At 44.2% G+C, this 18,783-nt stretch carries 19 protein-coding genes; 4 read left to right on the top strand and 15 right to left on the bottom strand.

All coding sequences use genetic code 11. The features are described 5' to 3' along the window. The first annotated feature begins 163 nt into the window (after window positions 1-163). Window positions 164-979: a hypothetical protein gene (locus tag O3627_RS07200; RefSeq protein ID WP_125382542.1), complete on the top strand. Its 816-nt coding sequence runs from the start codon at window positions 164-166 to the stop codon at window positions 977-979. Window positions 980-1,169: 190 nt separating this feature from the next. Here O3627_RS07200 and O3627_RS07195 read toward each other — a convergent pair whose 3' ends face one another. The 4 genes from O3627_RS07195 to O3627_RS07180 all read right to left on the bottom strand — a co-directional run bounded on the left by O3627_RS07195 (window position 1,170) and on the right by O3627_RS07180 (window position 2,897). Next, window positions 1,170-1,580 carry a hypothetical protein gene (locus O3627_RS07195; RefSeq protein ID WP_125382544.1) on the bottom strand — a complete coding sequence of 137 codons (411 nt, stop codon included), beginning with the start codon at window positions 1,578-1,580 and terminating at the stop codon, window positions 1,170-1,172. A gap of 160 nt (window positions 1,581-1,740) precedes the next feature. Then, window positions 1,741-2,055: a thioredoxin gene (trxA, locus tag O3627_RS07190; RefSeq protein ID WP_002916491.1), complete on the bottom strand. Its 315-nt coding sequence runs from the start codon at window positions 2,053-2,055 to the stop codon at window positions 1,741-1,743. 18 nt (window positions 2,056-2,073) lie between these two features. Further along, on the bottom strand, window positions 2,074-2,295 hold the full coding sequence (locus tag O3627_RS07185) for a DUF4649 family protein (RefSeq protein ID WP_002899027.1): 222 nt from the start codon (window positions 2,293-2,295) through the stop codon (window positions 2,074-2,076). A 188-nt stretch (window positions 2,296-2,483) separates the two neighbouring features. After that, window positions 2,484-2,897 carry a YjdF family protein gene (locus O3627_RS07180; RefSeq protein ID WP_125382546.1) on the bottom strand — a complete coding sequence of 138 codons (414 nt, stop codon included), beginning with the start codon at window positions 2,895-2,897 and terminating at the stop codon, window positions 2,484-2,486. A gap of 289 nt (window positions 2,898-3,186) precedes the next feature. Here O3627_RS07180 and O3627_RS07175 point away from each other — a divergent pair, with 289 nt between their 5' ends. Continuing rightward, on the top strand, window positions 3,187-4,113 hold the full coding sequence (locus tag O3627_RS07175; RefSeq protein WP_125382547.1) for a S9 family peptidase: 927 nt from the start codon (window positions 3,187-3,189) through the stop codon (window positions 4,111-4,113). A 408-nt stretch (window positions 4,114-4,521) separates the two neighbouring features. On the opposite strand, the gene O3627_RS07170 is transcribed toward O3627_RS07175, so the two are convergent. The 5 genes from O3627_RS07170 to O3627_RS07150 form a co-directional block, all read right to left on the bottom strand. Beyond that, the gene (locus O3627_RS07170; RefSeq protein WP_125382549.1) at window positions 4,522-5,175 is read right to left on the bottom strand and encodes an NAD(P)H-dependent oxidoreductase; all 654 of its coding nucleotides are present in this window, start codon (window positions 5,173-5,175) and stop codon (window positions 4,522-4,524) included. Between the two features lie 292 nt (window positions 5,176-5,467). After that, a complete protein-coding gene (locus tag O3627_RS07165) occupies window positions 5,468-5,905 on the bottom strand; it encodes a MarR family winged helix-turn-helix transcriptional regulator (protein ID WP_125382551.1) in 438 nt (145 codons plus the stop codon). A 411-nt stretch (window positions 5,906-6,316) separates the two neighbouring features. Next, window positions 6,317-6,586, bottom strand: a complete 270-nt coding sequence (gene rpsO, locus O3627_RS07160) for a 30S ribosomal protein S15 (RefSeq protein WP_001018251.1) — start codon at window positions 6,584-6,586, stop codon at window positions 6,317-6,319. A 166-nt stretch (window positions 6,587-6,752) separates the two neighbouring features. Then, on the bottom strand, window positions 6,753-7,481 hold the full coding sequence (locus O3627_RS07155; RefSeq protein ID WP_125382554.1) for a pseudouridine synthase: 729 nt from the start codon (window positions 7,479-7,481) through the stop codon (window positions 6,753-6,755). 11 nt (window positions 7,482-7,492) lie between these two features. After that, a complete protein-coding gene (locus tag O3627_RS07150; protein WP_011837525.1) occupies window positions 7,493-8,662 on the bottom strand; it encodes an MFS transporter in 1,170 nt (389 codons plus the stop codon). A 193-nt stretch (window positions 8,663-8,855) separates the two neighbouring features. Here O3627_RS07150 and def point away from each other — a divergent pair, with 193 nt between their 5' ends. Continuing rightward, the gene (def, locus tag O3627_RS07145) at window positions 8,856-9,488 is read left to right on the top strand and encodes a peptide deformylase (protein WP_002902258.1); all 633 of its coding nucleotides are present in this window, start codon (window positions 8,856-8,858) and stop codon (window positions 9,486-9,488) included. Between the two features lie 60 nt (window positions 9,489-9,548). Here the strand turns inward: def and O3627_RS07140 are convergent, their stop codons facing one another. The 4 genes from O3627_RS07140 to O3627_RS07125 all read right to left on the bottom strand — a co-directional run bounded on the left by O3627_RS07140 (window position 9,549) and on the right by O3627_RS07125 (window position 15,697). After that, the gene (locus tag O3627_RS07140; RefSeq protein WP_002893807.1) at window positions 9,549-9,779 is read right to left on the bottom strand and encodes a GlsB/YeaQ/YmgE family stress response membrane protein; all 231 of its coding nucleotides are present in this window, start codon (window positions 9,777-9,779) and stop codon (window positions 9,549-9,551) included. 94 nt (window positions 9,780-9,873) lie between these two features. Beyond that, the gene (locus O3627_RS07135; protein WP_101771933.1) at window positions 9,874-11,115 is read right to left on the bottom strand and encodes an aminopeptidase; all 1,242 of its coding nucleotides are present in this window, start codon (window positions 11,113-11,115) and stop codon (window positions 9,874-9,876) included. Between the two features lie 21 nt (window positions 11,116-11,136). Further along, on the bottom strand, window positions 11,137-11,289 hold the full coding sequence (locus tag O3627_RS07130) for a hypothetical protein (protein WP_270623578.1): 153 nt from the start codon (window positions 11,287-11,289) through the stop codon (window positions 11,137-11,139). Between the two features lie 19 nt (window positions 11,290-11,308). After that, on the bottom strand, window positions 11,309-15,697 hold the full coding sequence (locus O3627_RS07125; RefSeq protein ID WP_125382557.1) for a PolC-type DNA polymerase III: 4,389 nt from the start codon (window positions 15,695-15,697) through the stop codon (window positions 11,309-11,311). Between the two features lie 164 nt (window positions 15,698-15,861). Here O3627_RS07125 and O3627_RS07120 point away from each other — a divergent pair, with 164 nt between their 5' ends. Next, window positions 15,862-16,404 carry a DUF1307 domain-containing protein gene (locus O3627_RS07120; protein ID WP_125382559.1) on the top strand — a complete coding sequence of 181 codons (543 nt, stop codon included), beginning with the start codon at window positions 15,862-15,864 and terminating at the stop codon, window positions 16,402-16,404. A 55-nt stretch (window positions 16,405-16,459) separates the two neighbouring features. Here O3627_RS07120 and O3627_RS07115 read toward each other — a convergent pair whose 3' ends face one another. Both O3627_RS07115 and O3627_RS07110 read right to left on the bottom strand, forming a co-directional pair. Next, window positions 16,460-16,840, bottom strand: a complete 381-nt coding sequence (locus O3627_RS07115; protein ID WP_032905620.1) for a PH domain-containing protein — start codon at window positions 16,838-16,840, stop codon at window positions 16,460-16,462. A gap of 90 nt (window positions 16,841-16,930) precedes the next feature. Then, window positions 16,931-18,781 (bottom strand): proline--tRNA ligase, encoded by a 1,851-nt coding sequence (locus O3627_RS07110; protein ID WP_125382560.1) that lies wholly within the window; start codon window positions 18,779-18,781, stop codon window positions 16,931-16,933. Between the last annotated feature and the right edge of the window lie 2 nt (window positions 18,782-18,783).

Below are 18,783 nucleotides of genomic sequence, written 5' to 3'. Positions count from 1 at the left end.
CCCATATCTTTAGAATCAGACTCAGATGAATCATCTGAGTCTGATTTTTTCTTTAAAACAAACAAAATCAAATCTATATTTTCAATTACTACAAAACATTATTGAAAGCGCTTCCGTTTTGTGATATGATGTCCTTGGATAAATATCCGAAGGGAGTTTTAATATGAAAAAAATTTTTGAAAAGCCGACCTTGAAGAAAATACTGCTTGTTCTAGCAGTTCTCTCCATCATCATTCTTGCACCAATCATCATGCCATTGATGTTCCTAGGGGGATGCTTTGGTATTTGGCGTTTCACTAAACGAAAACCGAATATTCAAAAGCGCAATATCGCCATTGCTGTCACTATTGTCGGAATATTAGGAACCTATGCAGTAGGGAAGTTAACTCCTGATGTTATTAAAGAGCAGACAGAACAAAGTCAGGTAACAGAATTTACATCTAATAGTTCCTCGACTAGCTCATCGTCATCACAAACTAGTAGCTCTACAGCATCTAGCAGTAAAAAAGAAAAACAAGAGAAAGAACGTAAAGAAAAAGAGCTAAAGGAAGCTCAGAAACAAAAGCAGGAAGAGGAGAAAAAAGCTCGCGAGGAACAAGCACGTAAAGAAGCGGAGACTAAGAAAATTGTTGAAGAAGCCAATCAGGCTGTCCAACAGCTTGAAAATAATCAAGTCGCAGAAAATATTTCTCCGGCACAGGCAGCAGTCGAACGCGTTGCAGATCCAACTACAAAATCTAACTTGACGGATCGCATCGGACGAGTTCAAAATGCAATTAACCAGCGGTCTGAAGAAGCACGCCTTGCAGAGCAAGAACGCCAAGAAGCAGAGAGACAGGCAGCGGAAAGACAAGCGGCAGAACAACAAGAAATAGTAACTGCCAGTGGATATTTTAAAGATTCTAATGGTAGGTGGCATCGCCCTAACGGCCAGTTCGCTTCAAAAAAAGAAATAGCAAATGCAGGATTAGAATGGTAACATCTATTCTTTTCTAAATTTGTTCAGCTTTCATCAGTAAATATGTATAAGACAGACAAACCATTGCGCGACACGATTCAATTCTTGTCCGACACAGTTGATCAGATTATTGCTTACAGCGAGGAGTTGGGGGAATAAAGAATAAACAAAATCAGCTTGAAGATTTGCTTCAAGCTGATTTTTAAATAGTTTAATAAAAATAAAGAGGCCCAAAAAAGCGGAGATAAAGTAAAATATAGGCACTAAAACAAGCGATAAATATAAGCCATCTTGTCCAGTACTGTGACTTAGTATAATTCTTCATTCGCAGCAACCCGATGAAAAACCAAATCAGACTCCAAAAAACCAGACCTAATATCTGAGGAGCAAAATACGAAATTAAAAGTAAAACAGGAATCAACAAAGCCAATACTAGTATGATTCTTTTTTGCGTTATCTGCTCTCTAGGAATCATCCAGCCTACAAAAAAACACAAAACCGCTGGAGCGATGAATGGTGTAAAAATCATAAAGACAAATAAAAGATGTTTTAGCAACTCAATAATAATCATTATCTCATTCCCATCATGTTTTAGATAACCCAGCTCTCTAGCGCAACCCATTGGAAAAAATTTACCTCTACTTATTATACCTTAAAATATGCATTTTCAAACAAAAATTTTAAATTGACTCATTATTGTTATAATCGAAATAAAAAAGACCGCTCCAAAATAAGAGCAGTCTCATTTTAAAATAGGTCTATTTTAGTCTTGTACTCACTGACTATCCCAACTCCGCCACAATGGCTTTAATCTGCTGGGCAGTGTGAACACCCGCTACCTTCTTGACGACTTGACCGTCTTTTTTAAAGAGTAAGGTCGGGATTGACATGATGCCAAAGTCTCGTGCTGTAGCTGGATTTTCGTCCACATCCATCTTGACAATCTTGAGCTCATCTTCGGAAAGTTCCTCTGAGAGCTTGTCAAGGATTGGCCCTTGCATTCGACATGGTCCGCACCATGTCGCCCAAAAATCAACTAAAACTAATCCGTCTTTTGTTTCTTGCTCAAATGTCGCATCTGTGATTGCTTTTACCATTATTTTTCTCCTTTATTCTTAGTCAAACTTTGTCAAATCCTGCTTCATCAGGAAAAAGAAGACATCTCCATAAGTGCCCTGGTAGTTCAAATCATGACCTTTATAAGTCAATTTTTTAACTGGGTAATAATCTGCCACTCCAATCAAGCAGGCTTGCTGGGATTGCTCAAACTCCTGATAAGACTCAAAGGTCATCTTCCGCTCCTGCTTGACAGCATCCAAATATGTGATTTCAATCATAACTTCTCCTTTTCAAAACTACTCTTGTAATTTTTATTTTATGATTATATTGTAATCTCTTTTGTTACATCTGTCAAATAAAACGACTTGGAGAAATCACTTCACTTTTCAAGCAACTCACCAATTTCCTGACAAACAAAAAAGCCTCCCATCGGAAGACTTTCCCATATAAATAAGAAAAACTAGGCTCAATGCCCCTTGTGCTTTTCCAATCGTTTTTGCTGTTTGAGTTCGAATTTCCTTTGCTTAGCCAGTTCTTTCTGCTGCTTGCGCTTGACTCGAGCAATTTTCTTTTGCTCTTCTAATTGCAGACTCAGCGCTTCCTGAGACTTTGAAGAACGTGAAGCCATCTGCTCTTTTTTAGCCTGTCTCTGCAGGCGTTTAGGACTGACCGACTTAGTCTTCTCCTTCACCCTGATGCTAGGACTAAACTGCAACCGATGATAATAACGGTTTAGAAAATCCAACAATTCCCGCGTGCTAGGCTCTGCACCAAAGGTGACTCGGCAAACTCTATAAGATTGAGCATGTTCCTGCTCGAAAAGACCGTGCCAAAATCCCTCTTCAAAATAAACTGTCAGCGTCATTGAAATCTTATCCATGACAGCACCTCCTTTAAAAAATCCCTAAGAATGGACAACCAAGGAGGAAGGTTACTGACAAAAAATGGATTTTTTGCGTCTGGACTACCAACCAGAACTGTGTTTTTATCTTAGTAGCTACAGTCTAGCAAGATTTTCTAAAAAATTCAAGATTATCAGAATCTCGCTTAGATAAGTGAATTGGATTTTCTTGTATGAAAGGTAGAAAAATCAAAAAGTAAGAAAACTCTCTTCTTGTAAAATACATTCATTTCCGCTATAATACTACAAATACTGAAAGGAGAGAACTATGAAGTATATTTGGGCTTTCTTAGCAACCTTGAGCTTGGCTGGACTGGTTCTTTTCTTCTGGCATTCCCAAACCAAATCAAATCCTACTCCTCCTAAGCCAGAAACCACACAGACAGCTTCTAGCGAGAAAATGGACAATCAACCGACTCCGACAGAAGACATCGTGTCTGAAGAATACAGCGTTTCATACGATGACAAGCAGCTCTACGGAAAGATTACTGCTCCTTCTGACTACAAGAGTAAAAAATTGCCGACTATTGTTATCGCACATGGATTGAACAACACCCTTGAGCAATATGAAATGTACAGCCAGCTGTTGGCAAAGCAAGGTTATCTGGTTTACAGCTTTGATTTCTACGGCGGCAGCCGCCAATCGAAAAGCGGCGGACAGGATATGCTGAATATGTCGGTCAAGACCGAACTGACAGACTTGACCCAAGTCATGGAAAAGCTGAGTTCCGAGGCCTTTGTAAATAAGACCAAGATGAGCTTATTCGGTGCCAGCCAAGGCGGTATCGTTGCCAGTCTCTATGCTGCTGCTTATCCGGACCGCGTACACAAACTCCTGCTTATCTTTCCAGCTTTCGTTCTTTTCGATGATGCCAAAGCGACTTATCATGAGCTAGGGAGCCCTGACTTCGACCAACTTCCTGATAGCCTGACACACCACAATACTACTTTGGGCAAGATTTATCTAATCGATGCCTTAGACATTGACATCCAAGCCGAACAGACCAAAATCACAGCTCCGACCCTCATTATCCACGGTACTGATGATGCAGTCGTGCCCTACCAGTATGCCGTTCAAGCGAGTCAGACCATTCCAAATGCAAAGCTGGTCACTGTAGAAGGTGGGGAGCACCGTATCGACGAAAGATTTGCTATCACTGCCGCTCCTGCAATCCAAAAATTCTTGAAAGAGTAAATCCGCTAGTAGAAAAAGTTCTTCTAAAGAAATAGAAGGACTTTTTATTTGGAAAAATAAGAAATGTTGTCTGAAGATAGAAAAAATACTGATATTCAAATCAATTGATATAGGCTAACAAGCAAACAAAGTATTTTAGAGAAAAGCCCAACCAAAAACTATACCAACATCCTCTAACAAGAACAGCAAGGATCAATCAATTCTTTGTCCGAAGAGTACAGTGTCTCAGATAATGATAAATAACTCTACAGTATGACCAGCGCTCTTCGTGCTTACAAGAATAAGCATTTCCAATCATGGTCATTGCACATGGCCTTAACAATTTACTTGAGAAAATAGATTTTAAAAAAACCTTGACACTTGGTCAAAGTTTTTTCTGTATCTCTTCTCTAAAACTAACCTCACTAATTATTCAATCACTTCATAGATTTCATTCGTCTGCCAACGAGTTTTAGGAGTAATTTCTTGATTGCGGTATCCAAAGCTAGCCATCACAGACACACCAAATTCTTCTGTGTCTAGATAACCTTTCTCTTCTAGATAAGCCTCCACCTTCGCTCGATCAAATCCTTCAATCGGACAAGAATCAATCCCTAACATAGTCGCTGCTGTCATCATATTTGCCATTTGAATATAGGTCTGCTTACTGGCCCAATCAAACAAAGAACGCTCATCCGTCAATTGAGCATCCTGCTCTTGGTAGCTCTTTACTCTTTGAGCAAAGTCCGAGTTTGGGTCATAATCTCTACGCTTAACTTCTCGCATCAATTCCTTAACATAATCACTATCATAAGTGACACCCTTTCGTGCAAGAAAGATAACAAAATGACTCGCAGCTTCTAAACTAGCAACCGCTCCCCAAGCTATCGATTTTAACTCCTCTTTCATGCTTTCGTTTTTCAATAAAAGCATTTTCCATGGTTCAAATCCCATTGAGGAAGGAGCTAACCTCCCGACCTCAACAAGAGTTTCCCAATCCTCATCAGAAATAGGTCGATTGGGGTCATATTGCTTCGTTGCAAAACGCTGGTGTTGCAAGGAAAGAACTTGTTCTCTATCCATATTAATCTTCTCTCTTCTTTCTAGATAATCATAAACTGCTGCAATATCTGATTCGTCTAAACCGGCTCTTTCTCCCCCAAATATAGTTCTTCAGTGAAATAAGAAGAGCAATTCACTAGACTCCTCCGACTCATTTTTAGGCCATTTAATTGCATTCATTGTTATCATATTTTTTCTCCATTTCTTTAATGGATAAAAAAAGTATAACATATATTCGTTGTACATACAATTGATTTGCTTGATTTTTTTCAAAATAAATAAAAAGAAAGAGCAGAAACTCCTTCTTTCATAACTATTCTTTCAAGTTTTCAGCTGCATCATTGAGTGTAATAGCTAAGTCATCACCCAACGTTTTTCCTAATATCGCAAAATATCTATCATGCAAAGAATCCCAACTTTTTTTAACTTCTTTTGTCATTTCATGACCTTTTTCTGTTAAGAAAATACTTGTTTCTCTTCCTTGGGTTTGGGTACTAACCAATTGCTTATAGACCAGTTTTTCTATAAAACGCGTCAATGTAGACGGAGCTAAGTGTAACAACTGACTCAAGTCTTTCTGTCTTAACCCATCCTTTTCCTCCAAAGCTAATAAAATGAAACCATAGGTTGGTGACAAACCTGTTGGGGCAAAAGCAACATCTGCATAAGTATTTAAAATACGATCTAATTTTTTCACCGTAAAAAAGAGGCATGTGTTAAGTGAATCTTCAAAGGTTTTATCTTTTGACATATTCTTCTCCTTTCTAACAAATTTCCTAATTTAAAGACTTTTTCTTTCAATTGAGTATTAAGAAATTGCTCATAATTGTTAGTTTCATCTACAAAACTTCCCCCGAAGGGAGATTTCTGTTTTATTTTTCCTTACAATGCTAGGAACCGTAACCGAAGATAATACTTAGGTATATCGAGGTAAGGTGACGTAACAGAAAAAGCTCCCTGGAGTCAGAGAGCCAATTTGAGCTCGGGCTAAAATCATAGCGAAAAAGATGAAACTCCTTGTGTTCATCGAACACGGTGTCGTTTCCCTATTTTCATACGGATTTTTGACGCCCTTAGCATCATGATTCTTGCTGGATAAAACGTTTATAAACTAGGCGACGAGGCGAAGTCAACGAAGTATAGAAACGTTTTAAACGCAAGATTAGCGACGAAGTCCAAGAGAGTTAATCAACTCACGGTAACGGTTAACATCGTTCTTACGAAGGTAAGCCAAGAGGTTACGACGGCGACCGATTTTCTTCATCAAGCCACGGTAAGTAGCGTGGTCTTTTTTATGTTGTTTGATGTGTTCGTTGAGGTGGTTGATTTCCCAAGTAAGGACAGCAACTTGTACCTCTACTGAACCAGTGTCACCTTCGTGACGTGCGTATTGTGCAATGATTTCATTTTTTTTCTCTTTTGAGATTGCCATGATATACTCCTTTTCTTTACGCTTCATCCGAGTGACAGGTTTGGCATGGCCTGCAACCAAGAAGAAGTTATTTGTCATTACGACATTCTTATTCTACCAAGAAGGTTTACCTTTGTCAAATGATTCTGTTTCAACCCTTTTGTATGAGGAATTCAGGCTTTTTCATTTACAATTCTACCCCAAAGATTTCTAAAGAAAGTATTTCTTCCTCGGTCAATCTCCGCCACTCTCCAAGAACCAATGCGGGATCTAACTGTAGGGGTCCCATCGTGAGGCGCTGAAGATCCGTAACTTCTTTTCCGCAGGCAGCCACCATGCGCTTGACCTGGTGGAACTTGCCTTCAGCTAGGGTAATTTCTACGAGAGAAGACTCTTTTTCTTCGTCCAGCTCTAAAATCTTGAGATGAGCTGGCTGACAGGTGAAGTCTTTCAGTTCTATTCCTGCAGCAAATCGCTCTACATCTGCTTGGTTCATTAGACCTGCCACTTGAGCTCGGTAGATTTTCTCTACGTGCTTTTTGGGTGACAGCATGGCATGGGCTAACTTGCCATTATTGGTCAGAAGGAGCAGGCCGTGGGTATCAATATCCAAACGGCCGACAGGAAAGACTTCTTTCTGACGGGCAGTCTCGTCCAGCAAGTCCAGAACTGTCTTATGATGGTCATCTTCTGTAGCCGAAATAACTCCCTGCGGCTTGTTGAGAAGGTAGTAGACGAATTTCTCATAGATCAGCCTTTGGCCAGAAACAACAATGTCATCTGCTGCCTCATCAATCTGGGTCTTAGGTGATTTCTCTGCTCTGCCATTGACCAAAACCAGCCCTTTCTTTAGGAGCTGCTTAACCTGGGCGCGTGAGCCCAGACCATTTTCTGCTAAAAATTTATCCAGACGCATTGTATAACCTCCTAGCTTTTTGGAGCCAATCCGCTCTTTTCTTTGCTAAATCGTAGAACAAAGAGAGAGGTCAGGATCATAGTCAGACCCAAAACGCTGAAGATAAAGGATGGAGCGTTGGAGAATCTCCCAATGAAACTGAGGATAAAAGTAGTGGACGTTGCTCCGATACTGCAGCCTAAAATCACGATAGAAGTGGCTTGATTGAGCAGGTGAGCGGAAATGCGCTCGGACAGGGTGTAAAAAATGGTCGTCAGACCAACACTATAGACAAAGCCAGCACTAATAGTAGCCATGCTGAGTGACAAGAGATTTGGTGAGAAGCCAATAACAATCTGAGTCAGTCCAAAAACCAGACCAGAAAGCATCAGCAATTTATCTCTAAAAAGACGGGTCAAACTAGCAAAGCTGATACCCGCTGCAATCCCAATCAACTGCATCAAGGAAAGAATCACGCCTGCAATCTGGGCTGTTCCCATACCAGACTTCTCTACAATCCCCGGCACCCGCACATTGATGGCAATATAAGTCAGCACAATGACCCCCGCCACAAATGCAAAAACTAGACTCAACTGCCAATCCTGCTGGCTTAGCTTAGGAGTCGATTCAGACTGTTCTTGCTGCTTTTCAGAGATCTTGTCATAAGGGACAAAAAGCAGATAAAGCGCCAAAACCACCAGTCCGAAGGTATAGACGAGAAAGGCAGCCTGCCAGCCGAGAGGAAGAAGTCGACTGACTCCAAAAGTCAAGAGTGCTGTCCCGACTACTTCTGCCGACCCTCTCAGTCCTAAAAGCCGAACGCGTTCCTGTCCCTTGTAGCGCTCGCTAACAATCGAGATAGCCTTGGCATTGAGCAGACCGATTCCCATCCCAAAGACAAGCCGAGATACAAACATAAGCCAGTAAGACTGATTAAGTAGAGGAAGAAGCCCGCAAAGTGAAAAAATCAGAAGCCCGCTCACAATCATCTGACGCTCTGTCAGGTATTTTTCAATGACCCTATTAAACAGCAACATCAGCATAATCCCAGCCGAAGGCAAAGAAACCAGAAGTTCTACCCAACTTTCTGGAATCCCTTTATAAAAAGCAAACATGGCCGACTGGGCACTGGAAATCGAAAAAGCCGTCGTCAGAATCAAAGAAAGCGAGAGGATACTCACCTTTTCCATCAATTTTTTCATTCTATTTTCCTTTAAAATTCACACTACCTCTATCATACAGTTTTTTGGGCCAAGACGCAATTTCTTTGTCAGGAATATTATGGGTCGCTGTGGCTTCATTCAAAATCAGGCACTACCAGCCAGTCAAAACCGCTCCCGCCTTTATTTCTTGGAGGTTTTATGTTATGATGAAGGATAGAAAAAGGAGAGAATCATGTCTGTGAGTGAAAAAACATCTGTTATTGAACGATTAACCAAACCAGCCCATTTAATTGATATGAAGGACATTATCCGCGAGGGCAATCCGACCCTGCGCGCTATCGCTGAGGAAGTCAGCTTCCCTCTATCAGACCAAGAAATCATTCTGGGCGAGAAGATGATGCAATTTCTCAAGCATTCCCAAGACCCAGTCATGGCAGAAAAAATGGGGCTGCGCGGCGGTGTTGGTCTAGCTGCTCCTCAGCTGGATATTTCTAAACGGCTCATCGCTGTTTTAGTTCCCAACCCTGACGACGAAGAGGGCAATCCGCCTAAGGAAGCTTATAGCCTGCAAACGCTGATGTACAATCCTAAGATTGTAGCCCACTCTGTTCAGGATGCAGCCTTAGCCGATGGTGAAGGCTGTCTGTCAGTTGATCGAGAAGTACCGGGCTACGTGGTTCGTCATGCGCGAGTGACAGTGGATTACTTTGACAAGGACGGGCAAAAGCATCGTATCAAGCTCAAAGGCTATAACGCCATTGTCGTTCAGCATGAAATTGACCATATCAACGGCATTATGTTCTATGACCGCATCAATGAAAAAGACCCGTTTGCAGTCAAAGACGGCATGTTGGTGATTGAGTAAATAACTTATATATCATTATCAAAAATACCTAGATAGAAACTATCTAGGTATTTTTCTATTCTAACTATCCCGTCTCCAGAAAATAGCCAAGAGGATAACTGCTCCTAGCACTGATGGAACAATAGCTGTATCAGCAAGCATTGGTCCCCAATGGCCAAAGAGAAATTGACCAATCAAGGAACCAAACCAGCCCAAAAGGATTTTTCCGATACAGCCCATGCGCTCCCCACGGCTGGTAATAGCCCCGGCGATAAGGCCGATGATAAAACCGACAAACATACTACCAATCATATATTCCCCTTCTTTCTATATTTCTAGCAAGGCTTCTAAAGAAGCAAGTGGAAGCTATCATTATGGAATGCGCCATTTAAGGCAACTCGAAATCTTAGATTGCCCAGTCTCCATTTCTAAAGATTGCTACACGGCTGCCGTCTTCTCGGATACCGTCAATATCCATCTGGTTAGAGCCAATCATAAAGTCCACATGGACATCCGAGCGGTTGAGACCCGCTGCTTCTAGCTCTTCTTCGGATAAATTCTCTCCACCAACTACACTGGTCGCATAGGCTGCACCGATAGCCAAGTGGTTAGAAGCATTTTCATCAAAGAGAGTATTGAAGAAGGTGATGCCTGACTGAGAAATCGGACTTGGATCTGGTACCAAGGCACACTCACCTAAAGCACGCGCACCAGCATTTTCAAAGACAAGATCTTTCATAACCTGGTCTCCCTTTTCAGCAGTAATATCCACAATCTGGCCATCCTTGAAGGTCACCTTGATGCCTTCGATGATGTTGCCATTGTAGCTGAGAGGCTTGGTGCTAGTCACAAAACCTTCAGCTCGACGGAAATCCGGTGCTGTAAAGACCTCTTCTGTTGGCATATTAGCAATGAAATACTCGCCCTGGGCATTGAGACTGCCAGCTGACTCCCAGTGGTGGTTCTTTGGCAAGCCCAATGTCAAGTCTGTCCCCGGAGCTGTGTAGTGCAGAGCAGTAAATTGCTCCTCATTTAGAACCTTAGCTTTTGAGCTGAGTTTTTCTTCATGGGCCTGCCAAGCGGCTACTGGATCATCCTCATAGACACGGCAGGTTTTGAAAATCTGATCCCAAAGCAAGTCTACCGCTTCCTCATCACTGGCTGCGTTTGGAAAGACCTTCTTAGCCCACTCTGTACCGGCTGCTGCAGCGACTGTCCAGCTGACTTTATTGGATTGGGTTGCGATCCGCATCGGCTTCATGGCTATGCCCATAGCCTTAGCAGAAGCTGATAATTTCTCAGCATCCACGCCATTCAAAGCCCCCGGATCAGATGAACGAACGCCCAAGCGGCTGGCTTTCTTTTCGAGGAGATAGTTCATCTCAGCCACCTTATAGTCTGGAACATTGTCCAAGCGCTCCATCGGCGCATGGAGGAATTTCTCCCGCGTAGTCAAATCATCCGCCCACTGGACGATGACCTCGTGAGCACCCAGAGCATAGGCCTCCTTGACAATCAAGTGAGCCAGCTCACGCTGCTCCACATCAATATTGAGCGCCACCGTGTGACCCGGCTGCACATTGATACCATTGGCAACCAATAGTTTAGCGTATTTTTCTAAGTTTTCTTTAAAATTTGGCAGAACCATGCTGCTTCTCCTTTTCTTTTGTTATTTCTCTTTAAACAGGGACAGTAGGCTAACCGCTGCCACTGTGCCGCAAATCAAGGCAGTCATTTTCAAAATCGTATCTGGGTCAAGATCCAGCTGGTAATCAAAAACTCCTTGTTCTGGCTTATCCTGAGCGGAAATGGTAAGTTTCATAAAAACCTCTTTCTATATTTTAGAAAAACTCATCAAAGAGACTTAACTGGTTATCCTCGGGCATATTACCTAGGATACCCATATCGTCCATTTTTTCGACTAGGGTGCTAGAGAGACCGCCGCGCTTGCGGAGCTCTGTCTTGGAGAGGAATTCGCCTTCTTCCCGAGCTCTGACCACTTGGCGGGCAACGTTGTCACCCAGACCGTCCATAGCGGAGAATGGTGGAATAAGGGTATCTCCTTCGATGAGAAACTCCGTTGCATGGCTCTTGTAGAGATCTAACTTTCCGAATTTGAAACCCCGCTCCAGCATTTCATTAACGATTTCCAGAGTCGTATAAAGGTCAATTTCTACATTGGAGGCTTCGTTGTTCTTACGCTTCTCAGCAATTTCGTTCATCCGACGCTTGACGGCATCAAGTCCGCCACTCATGGTCTTGATATCAAACGCTTTAGCCCGGATGGAGAAATAAGCACAGTAGTAATAAATCGGATGATGCACCTTGAAATAGGCCACCCGCAGGGCCATCATAACATAGGCTGCCGCATGGGCCTTGGGGAACATGTACTTGATCTTTCCACAGGACTCGATGTACCACTCTGGCACATTGTTTTCCTTCATGGCTGCGATGTAGCCATTGCGCTCTTCTTCAGAAATCTTCAGCCAAAGGCCCTTCCGCACGCGCTCCATGATCGTAAAGGCCATCTTAGGATCCAAGCCCTTGTGCATGAGGTAAACCATGATGTCGTCCCGACAGCCGATAACGGTAGACAGGTCGGCAATCCCTTGCTTAATCAAGTCCTGAGCATTGCCCAGCCAAACGTCCGTACCATGAGAGAGACCAGATAGCTGTAAGAGCTCGGCAAAAGTTGTCGGATGGGTCTCATCAACCATGCCCCGTACAAAATTAGTCCCAAACTCCGGAATCCCCAGCATACCAGTCGGCGTGCCGATTTGCTCCTGATTCACACCCAAAATGTCTGTTCCAGAAAAGAGGGCCATGACACCAGAGTCATCCATAGGAATGTCATTAGGATCAATGCCAGATAAGTCCTGAAGCTTCCGAATCATGGTCGGATCATCGTGTCCCAGAACGTCTAGCTTGAGGACATTTTCATCGATATCGTGGAAGTTAAAGTGGGTGGTCTGCCACTCGGCCGTCACATCGTCAGCTGGATATTGGACCGGTGTAAAGTCATAAACATCCATGTAGTTAGGGATAACAACGATTCCGCCCGGGTGTTGTCCAGTCGTCCTCTTGACTCCGGCCGCTCCCTGTGCCAGACGCTCAACTTCGGCGTCCCGGTAGAACTTCCCGTAGTCGCGCTCATAGCCCTTGACAAATCCATAGGCCGTCTTAGCCGCAACGGTACCAACGGTTCCAGCCCGAAAGGCATACTCCGCACCAAAGATATCCCGCACGTCCAAATGGGCGCTCGGCTGATCCTCTCCGGAGAAGTTCAAGTCAATATCGGGTACCTTGTCCCCGTCAAATCCAAGGAAGGTCTCAAACGGAATATCCTGACCGTTCTTGCTCAGCTTGTGACCACACTCTGGACAGTCCTTATCCGGCATATCAAATCCAGAACCATAGGAGCCGTCCGTAATGAACTCGCTGTATTGACATTTGCCACAAACATAGTGGGGCGACAGAGGATTAACCTCGGTAATCCCAATCATGGTCGCAACAAAACTTGATCCGACAGACCCCCGCGATCCTACCAGATAGCCCCGCTCATTGGAGCGTTGCACCAGCATCTGCGAAGCCAGGTAAATCACGGCAAAGCCATTCCCCAAGATAGAGGTCAGCTCTTTTTCAATCCGCAAGTCCACGATATCTGGCAGCGGATTGCCATAAATCTCAAAGGCCTTTTGATAGGTCAGCTCGGCAACTGTCTCCTCGGCCTTGTCAATGAAAGGCGTATACAGGTCGCCCTTGACCACCTCGACCGGCTCAAAGGTCTCCGCCAGCTGATTCGGATTGGTAATGACCAGCTTCTTAGCCAAATCCTCGCCTAGGAAGGCAAATTCGTCCAGCATATCATTGGTGGTTCGGAAGTGAGCCTTAGGAAGCGGAGCCGGCTGGGCATTTTCACCGTGACCAATGGTCCGGTTAATCATGGCTCCCTGACCCAGACTGCGGACGATAATTTCACGGTAAATCTCTTCTTCCGGTTCGATATAGTGAACGTTCCCCGTCGCAAGGACAGGCTTGCCCAAGCGATCGCCGACCTCAATCAGATTGCGAATAATGGTCTGCAGTTCTTCCTGGTCTTTGATCTGCTCCTTGGCAATCAGCGGCTCATAGATAGCCGGCGGCATGACCTCGATAAAGTCATAATACTTGGCTACTTCGACAGCCGCATCCACTCCCTGAGAGACAACGGCATCATAGACTTCGCCTTCTGAACAGGCTGAGCCCAGAATCAAGCCTTCACGATGGGCATCCAGCACGGTCCGTGGAATCCGCGGGACACCTTCAAAATATTTAGTATTGGACAGACTGACTAACTTGAAAATATTCTTGAGCCCCGTCTGATTTTTCACATAAATGGTCGCATGCTTGACACGTGCCTTCTTGTAAGAATTCTCATCGACCAGATCCGTATTCAAATCCTTGAGATTGGTCACACCATGCTTCTCAGCCACATCCTTGATAAAGATAAAGAGGAGACGGCCCGTCGCTTCCGCGTCATAGTTGGCCATGTGGTGGTGCTCCAGAGCAATCTGGAAACGCTTGGTCAAAGGCCCTAGGCCATGCCGCTTGTACTCCGGATAGAGGTTGCGGGCAAATTCCAGCGTGTCAATGACTGGCTGAGTGATTTTCGGCAGGCCATGCCGCTCATAGTTGACATTCATAAAGCCCACGTCAAAGGTGGCATTATGGGCAACGAGGACACTGTCCTGGCAAAATTCCTGAAACTCTTTCAGCACTTGCTCAAGTGGCTTTGCATTGCGGACATGCTCATCTGTAATCCCGGTCAGATCCGTCGTAAAGGCCGACAGAGGATGCCCCGGATTGATAAACTCATCAAACTCAGCGATGATATTGCCCTTGTGCATCTTGCTAGCAGCGACTTGAATCAAGTCATTGTAGACCGCTGAAAGCCCCGTCGTTTCCACGTCAAAGACAACATAGGTCGCATCGCTCAGCTCCATGTCCACTTCATTGTAGACGATAGGCACTCGGTCTTCTACAATATTGGCCTCCATACCGTAAATCAGCTGGATACCAGCTTTCTTGGCAGCTTTGTAGCCATGGGGAAAGCTCTGCACATTGCCATGGTCGGTAATGGCGACAGCCTTGTGGCCCCACTTGGCGGCCGTTGCCACGATTTCCTCCACCTCAGGCAGGGCATCCATAGTAGACATATTGGTATGGGCGTGAAACTCAACCCGCTTCTGGCCCTCAGGCATCAAATCCTTGCGCTCATAGTGGGTAACGGCCTGCACATCCTGCACATTCATGGTCAGGTCGCGGGTGAAATTGTTCATCTCCACATTTCCGCGCACGCGCAGCCAGGCGCCTTTCTTAATCATGTCAAACTTCTTGGCTTCTTCTTCATTTTTCATCCATTTCTGCAAGGAAAAGCTAGAAGTGTAGTCTGTCATCTTGAAATTGAGCAAGACCCGGCCGGTCCGAGTGACCTTCTGCTCCAAGTCAAAGACCATTCCCTCAAAGACCAGACGATTTTCCTCAGTCTGAACTTCAATCATAGGGGTAATCTCTGCCTTGTCTAGCTTTGGTTTAGCCGCCGCCTTGCGAGCTTGGAAGTCATAAGCCGGCTTTTCCTCTGGCGGTGGTGCCATCTGCTGCAGGGATTCCATGGCTTTGAGCGCCTCTTCATTGGCCGCCTGGACAATCTTATCATTCTCCGCCTGGAAATTCTCCGCTTGCTGCTGGGTCAGCTCATCGCTGTGCTGAACCTGACAGGTCAACTGAGGAAAGCCGTACTTGATCAGCTGCTGGCTGAGATTGGGCAGGTGATTCTTGCGAAAATGCTCCGTATCAATGGTCGAAGCCCCCTCAATCAGCAGCTTGTCCCCATCCAAATGAACCCGCAAATCCTGATACAGACTCTTGAAGCCATGGCTGGCACATGGACCTTCCTCAAAGGCCAGCTGGTAATATGCCTGCAAGATCTCATCCGATACCTGGGGAGCCTGACAGTGAATTTCAAAAATAGCTTGATTGCCTGTCTTCGAAAACTCTTGAGCTAGGCGTTTCTGCAATTCCTGAAAAATCTCAATGGGCAGAATATTCTCAAAAGAAAAATGAAACTCCCAGACCCGACTGACCTTGTGGACCAGAACCTTCTCAATTTCAGCATTCAAAAAGGCCTCTGAATTTCTCATTTCCAGTGGCATATCCAGCTGATGCATTAAAATTTCAAACTTGTTTGACATGACATTTCCTCGTACAGTAGTGACCTTATTTTACCATAAATCAGCACTTTTTTCGACAGAAAAAGAGTAGGGCAAAGCGCGAGTCCTGCACAATTATCAAGACATTCTTCTGGAGATAAGTTATGATATAATAGAAAAAACATTTATCAAAAGGAGTCTTAATTGTGAAGAAAATTCTATTTGCCAGCGCTTGTCTGCTGACCCTGACTGCCTGCAGTATGCCTAATCAGCATAAGCAAGAAAACAAACCCAAGCAAAATCAGAGTCAAAGCAAAGCTAAAGAAGAAAAGGTGAAGACGAAAACTTTTTCTAAAAAAATCGATGAGTATTATACTAATTCAGTCAAACTTTTCTATACTAAAGACAAGATCCTATCTTTCCAGCTCATTTCCAGCCAGGCCATCCCTGAAGAAAATCAAAAAATGAGCGTCGAAGAATTAACGAAATCCTATAGAGAAGATCTTAAAAAAAGTCCCATGATTGAAAATCAAGAAAAGCTAAAAGGACTTAAAATTCATCTTAAAATTTCTGAAGACAAGAAAAAAGCTATAGCCATTTTTGACTTTGACCTCAGCAAAATAAATCAAGAACAGCTGATTCAGTCAGCAAGTGACTCTGAAAGTAGTCAAACTTTCTTCAGGAAACTCCAAGATAAACCGGATGTTGTCTTTGATTTTTTGAAGGGGCAAGGACTTAAAGAAGAATAAAAAAGCTTTCTGAGTGATTTAACTTTACAGTTAATACTCAGAAGGCTTTTTCTGTCTATCTTAAGACTGCTTCCGCTAAGGCTTTTTGGATGGCGATGACGCTGCGATCGCTGGTAAATTGCAGGACTTCTGCTGGCTCTTGAGCGCTGGAAACCCAGATTTTCAGCTCAGCATCTAAGTCGAAATGCCCAGCTGTTTCTACTGAGAAGCGACTGATAGAGCGATAAGGAAAGGACTTATAAGAAGTCTTTTTGCCAGTCATTCCCTGCTTGTCGACCAAGATTAATCGCTTATCTGTAAAGACAATCAAGTCGCGAATGAGACTAAAAGCCAGTTCCACATTCTCTGTTGTTGTCAGAATATCCTCCAATTGTCTTTCTGTTTTTTCAATATCTTTCTGAGAGGCATTGCCTAATAAACCGCTGAATAATCCCATCATTCGGTCCTCCAATCTATTTTTTCCTACTATAGCATTTTCACCTCCAATTAGCAAAAGAAAACTGCCAGACAAAACTGGCAGTTTGTTTTATTTTGTCAAAATAGACAAGGTTTCTAGCAAATTATCAGCGTGGACTTCAATGGTATCGCCAGTAGCCTTAATCTTGACTTCGACAATGCCTTCTGCAGCTTTCTTACCAACTGTCACACGGATTGGGAGACCAATCAAATCGCTGTCGCTGAACTTAACACCAGCGCGCTCATTGCGATCATCCACCAAGACCTCATAACCAGCACTTAGCAAGTTAGCCTCGATTTGGTCTGTTAGAGTCAAGGCTTCCTCGTCCTTGACATTGACCGGAATTAAGTGCACATCAAATGGTGCCAGCTCTTTCGGGAAGTTGATGCCCCAAGCATAGCGGAATTCGCCCTTAGGAGTTTTATTGACAAAGAGGCGAGCATGCTGCTCCATAACAGCAGACAGAAGACGGCTGACGCCGATACCGTAACAACCCATAATCATTGGTACTGCTCGACCATTTTCGTCCAAAACATTAGCGTTCATGCTGTCAGAATAGCGAGTTCCCAGCTTAAAGATATGCCCAATCTCAATCCCGCGAGCAAACTTGAGGACACCTTGGCCGTCTGGTGAAATTTCACCTTCACGAACTTCACGGATATCCACATACTCAGCGGTAAAGTCACGGCCTGGATTGACACCGGTCAAGTGATAACCATCTTCGTTAGCGCCAACTACAGCGTTAGCCAGATCTTGCACCTTACGATCAGCAATGATTCTCACGCCTTCTGGCAGATTGACTGGCCCTAGCGAGCCAAATCCCGCTCCCAAGAGCTGACGGACTTCATCCTCACTCGCCACATCAAAGAAATCCGCTGCCAAATAATTTTTCAGCTTGACTTCATTAAGCTGGTCATTGCCGACCAGAAGTGCTACGACAGGAGACTCGTCAGCCATGTAAACCAAGGTCTTGATTGTCTGGCTTTCATCTAACCCAAGGAAGGCAGCAACTTCGTCAATGGTCTTGCAGTCAGGCGTTGAAACACGGGCTACTTCTTCCTCAGTCACGACACGTCCTGCTGGTTTGTATTCATCCGTCGCCATTTCAAGATTGGCAGCATAGCTAGACTCACTGGAGTAGGCAATGGTATCCTCACCAGATACCATCCAGCTGGTCAATTCTGTCCGAATAGCCTCCTGAACATCCTCAGGAATCTCATCAAAGCTGGCTACAGACTTGTCCAAGACAACCCAGCGATTCAAATCTGTCCGGTCTGGCGTAATAGCCATGAATTCTTGGCTGTCCTTGCCCCCCATGGCACCACCATCGCCGATAATGGCTTTGAAATCCAGTTCGCTGCGGGTAAAGATTTTCTCATAGGCAGACTTGTATTCATCATAAGCTACATCCAAGCTGTCATAGTTAGCGTGGAAACTGTAGGCATCTTTCATGATAAACTCACGCGTCCGCAAGAGCCCGTTACGAGGACGCTTTTCATCACGGTATTTAGGCTGAATCTGATAGAGATTAAGTGGCAGCTGTTTATAGGATTTAACCGAATCACGGACGATAGCCGTAAAGGTTTCCTCATGGGTTGGCCCTAGGATAAAGTCGGATTTCTCACGATTTTTCAGCTTGTAGAGGTCTTCACCATAGGTCTCATAACGGCCAGACTCGCGCCAGAGGTCTGCACTGAGCAGGGCCGGCGCCAGCATCTCCACTGCACCAATCTTGTCAAACTCTTCCCTCATAATTCTTTTGGCTTTTTCAATCACGCGATTGGCCAGCGGCAGATAAGAATAGACCCCAGCTGAAACCTGACGGACATAGCCAGCCCGCAGCATCAGAGCGTGACTGATAACTTGAGCATCGCTAGGCATCTCACGCAGGGTTGGAATTAACATTTTACTTTGTTTCATAA

The organism is Streptococcus sp. 27098_8_82 (genome assembly GCF_041431615.1).
In the GTDB taxonomy this organism is placed as follows: Bacteria; Bacillota; Bacilli; order Lactobacillales; family Streptococcaceae; genus Streptococcus; species Streptococcus sanguinis_K.
This window is presented reverse-complemented; position numbering and strand designations above follow the sequence as displayed.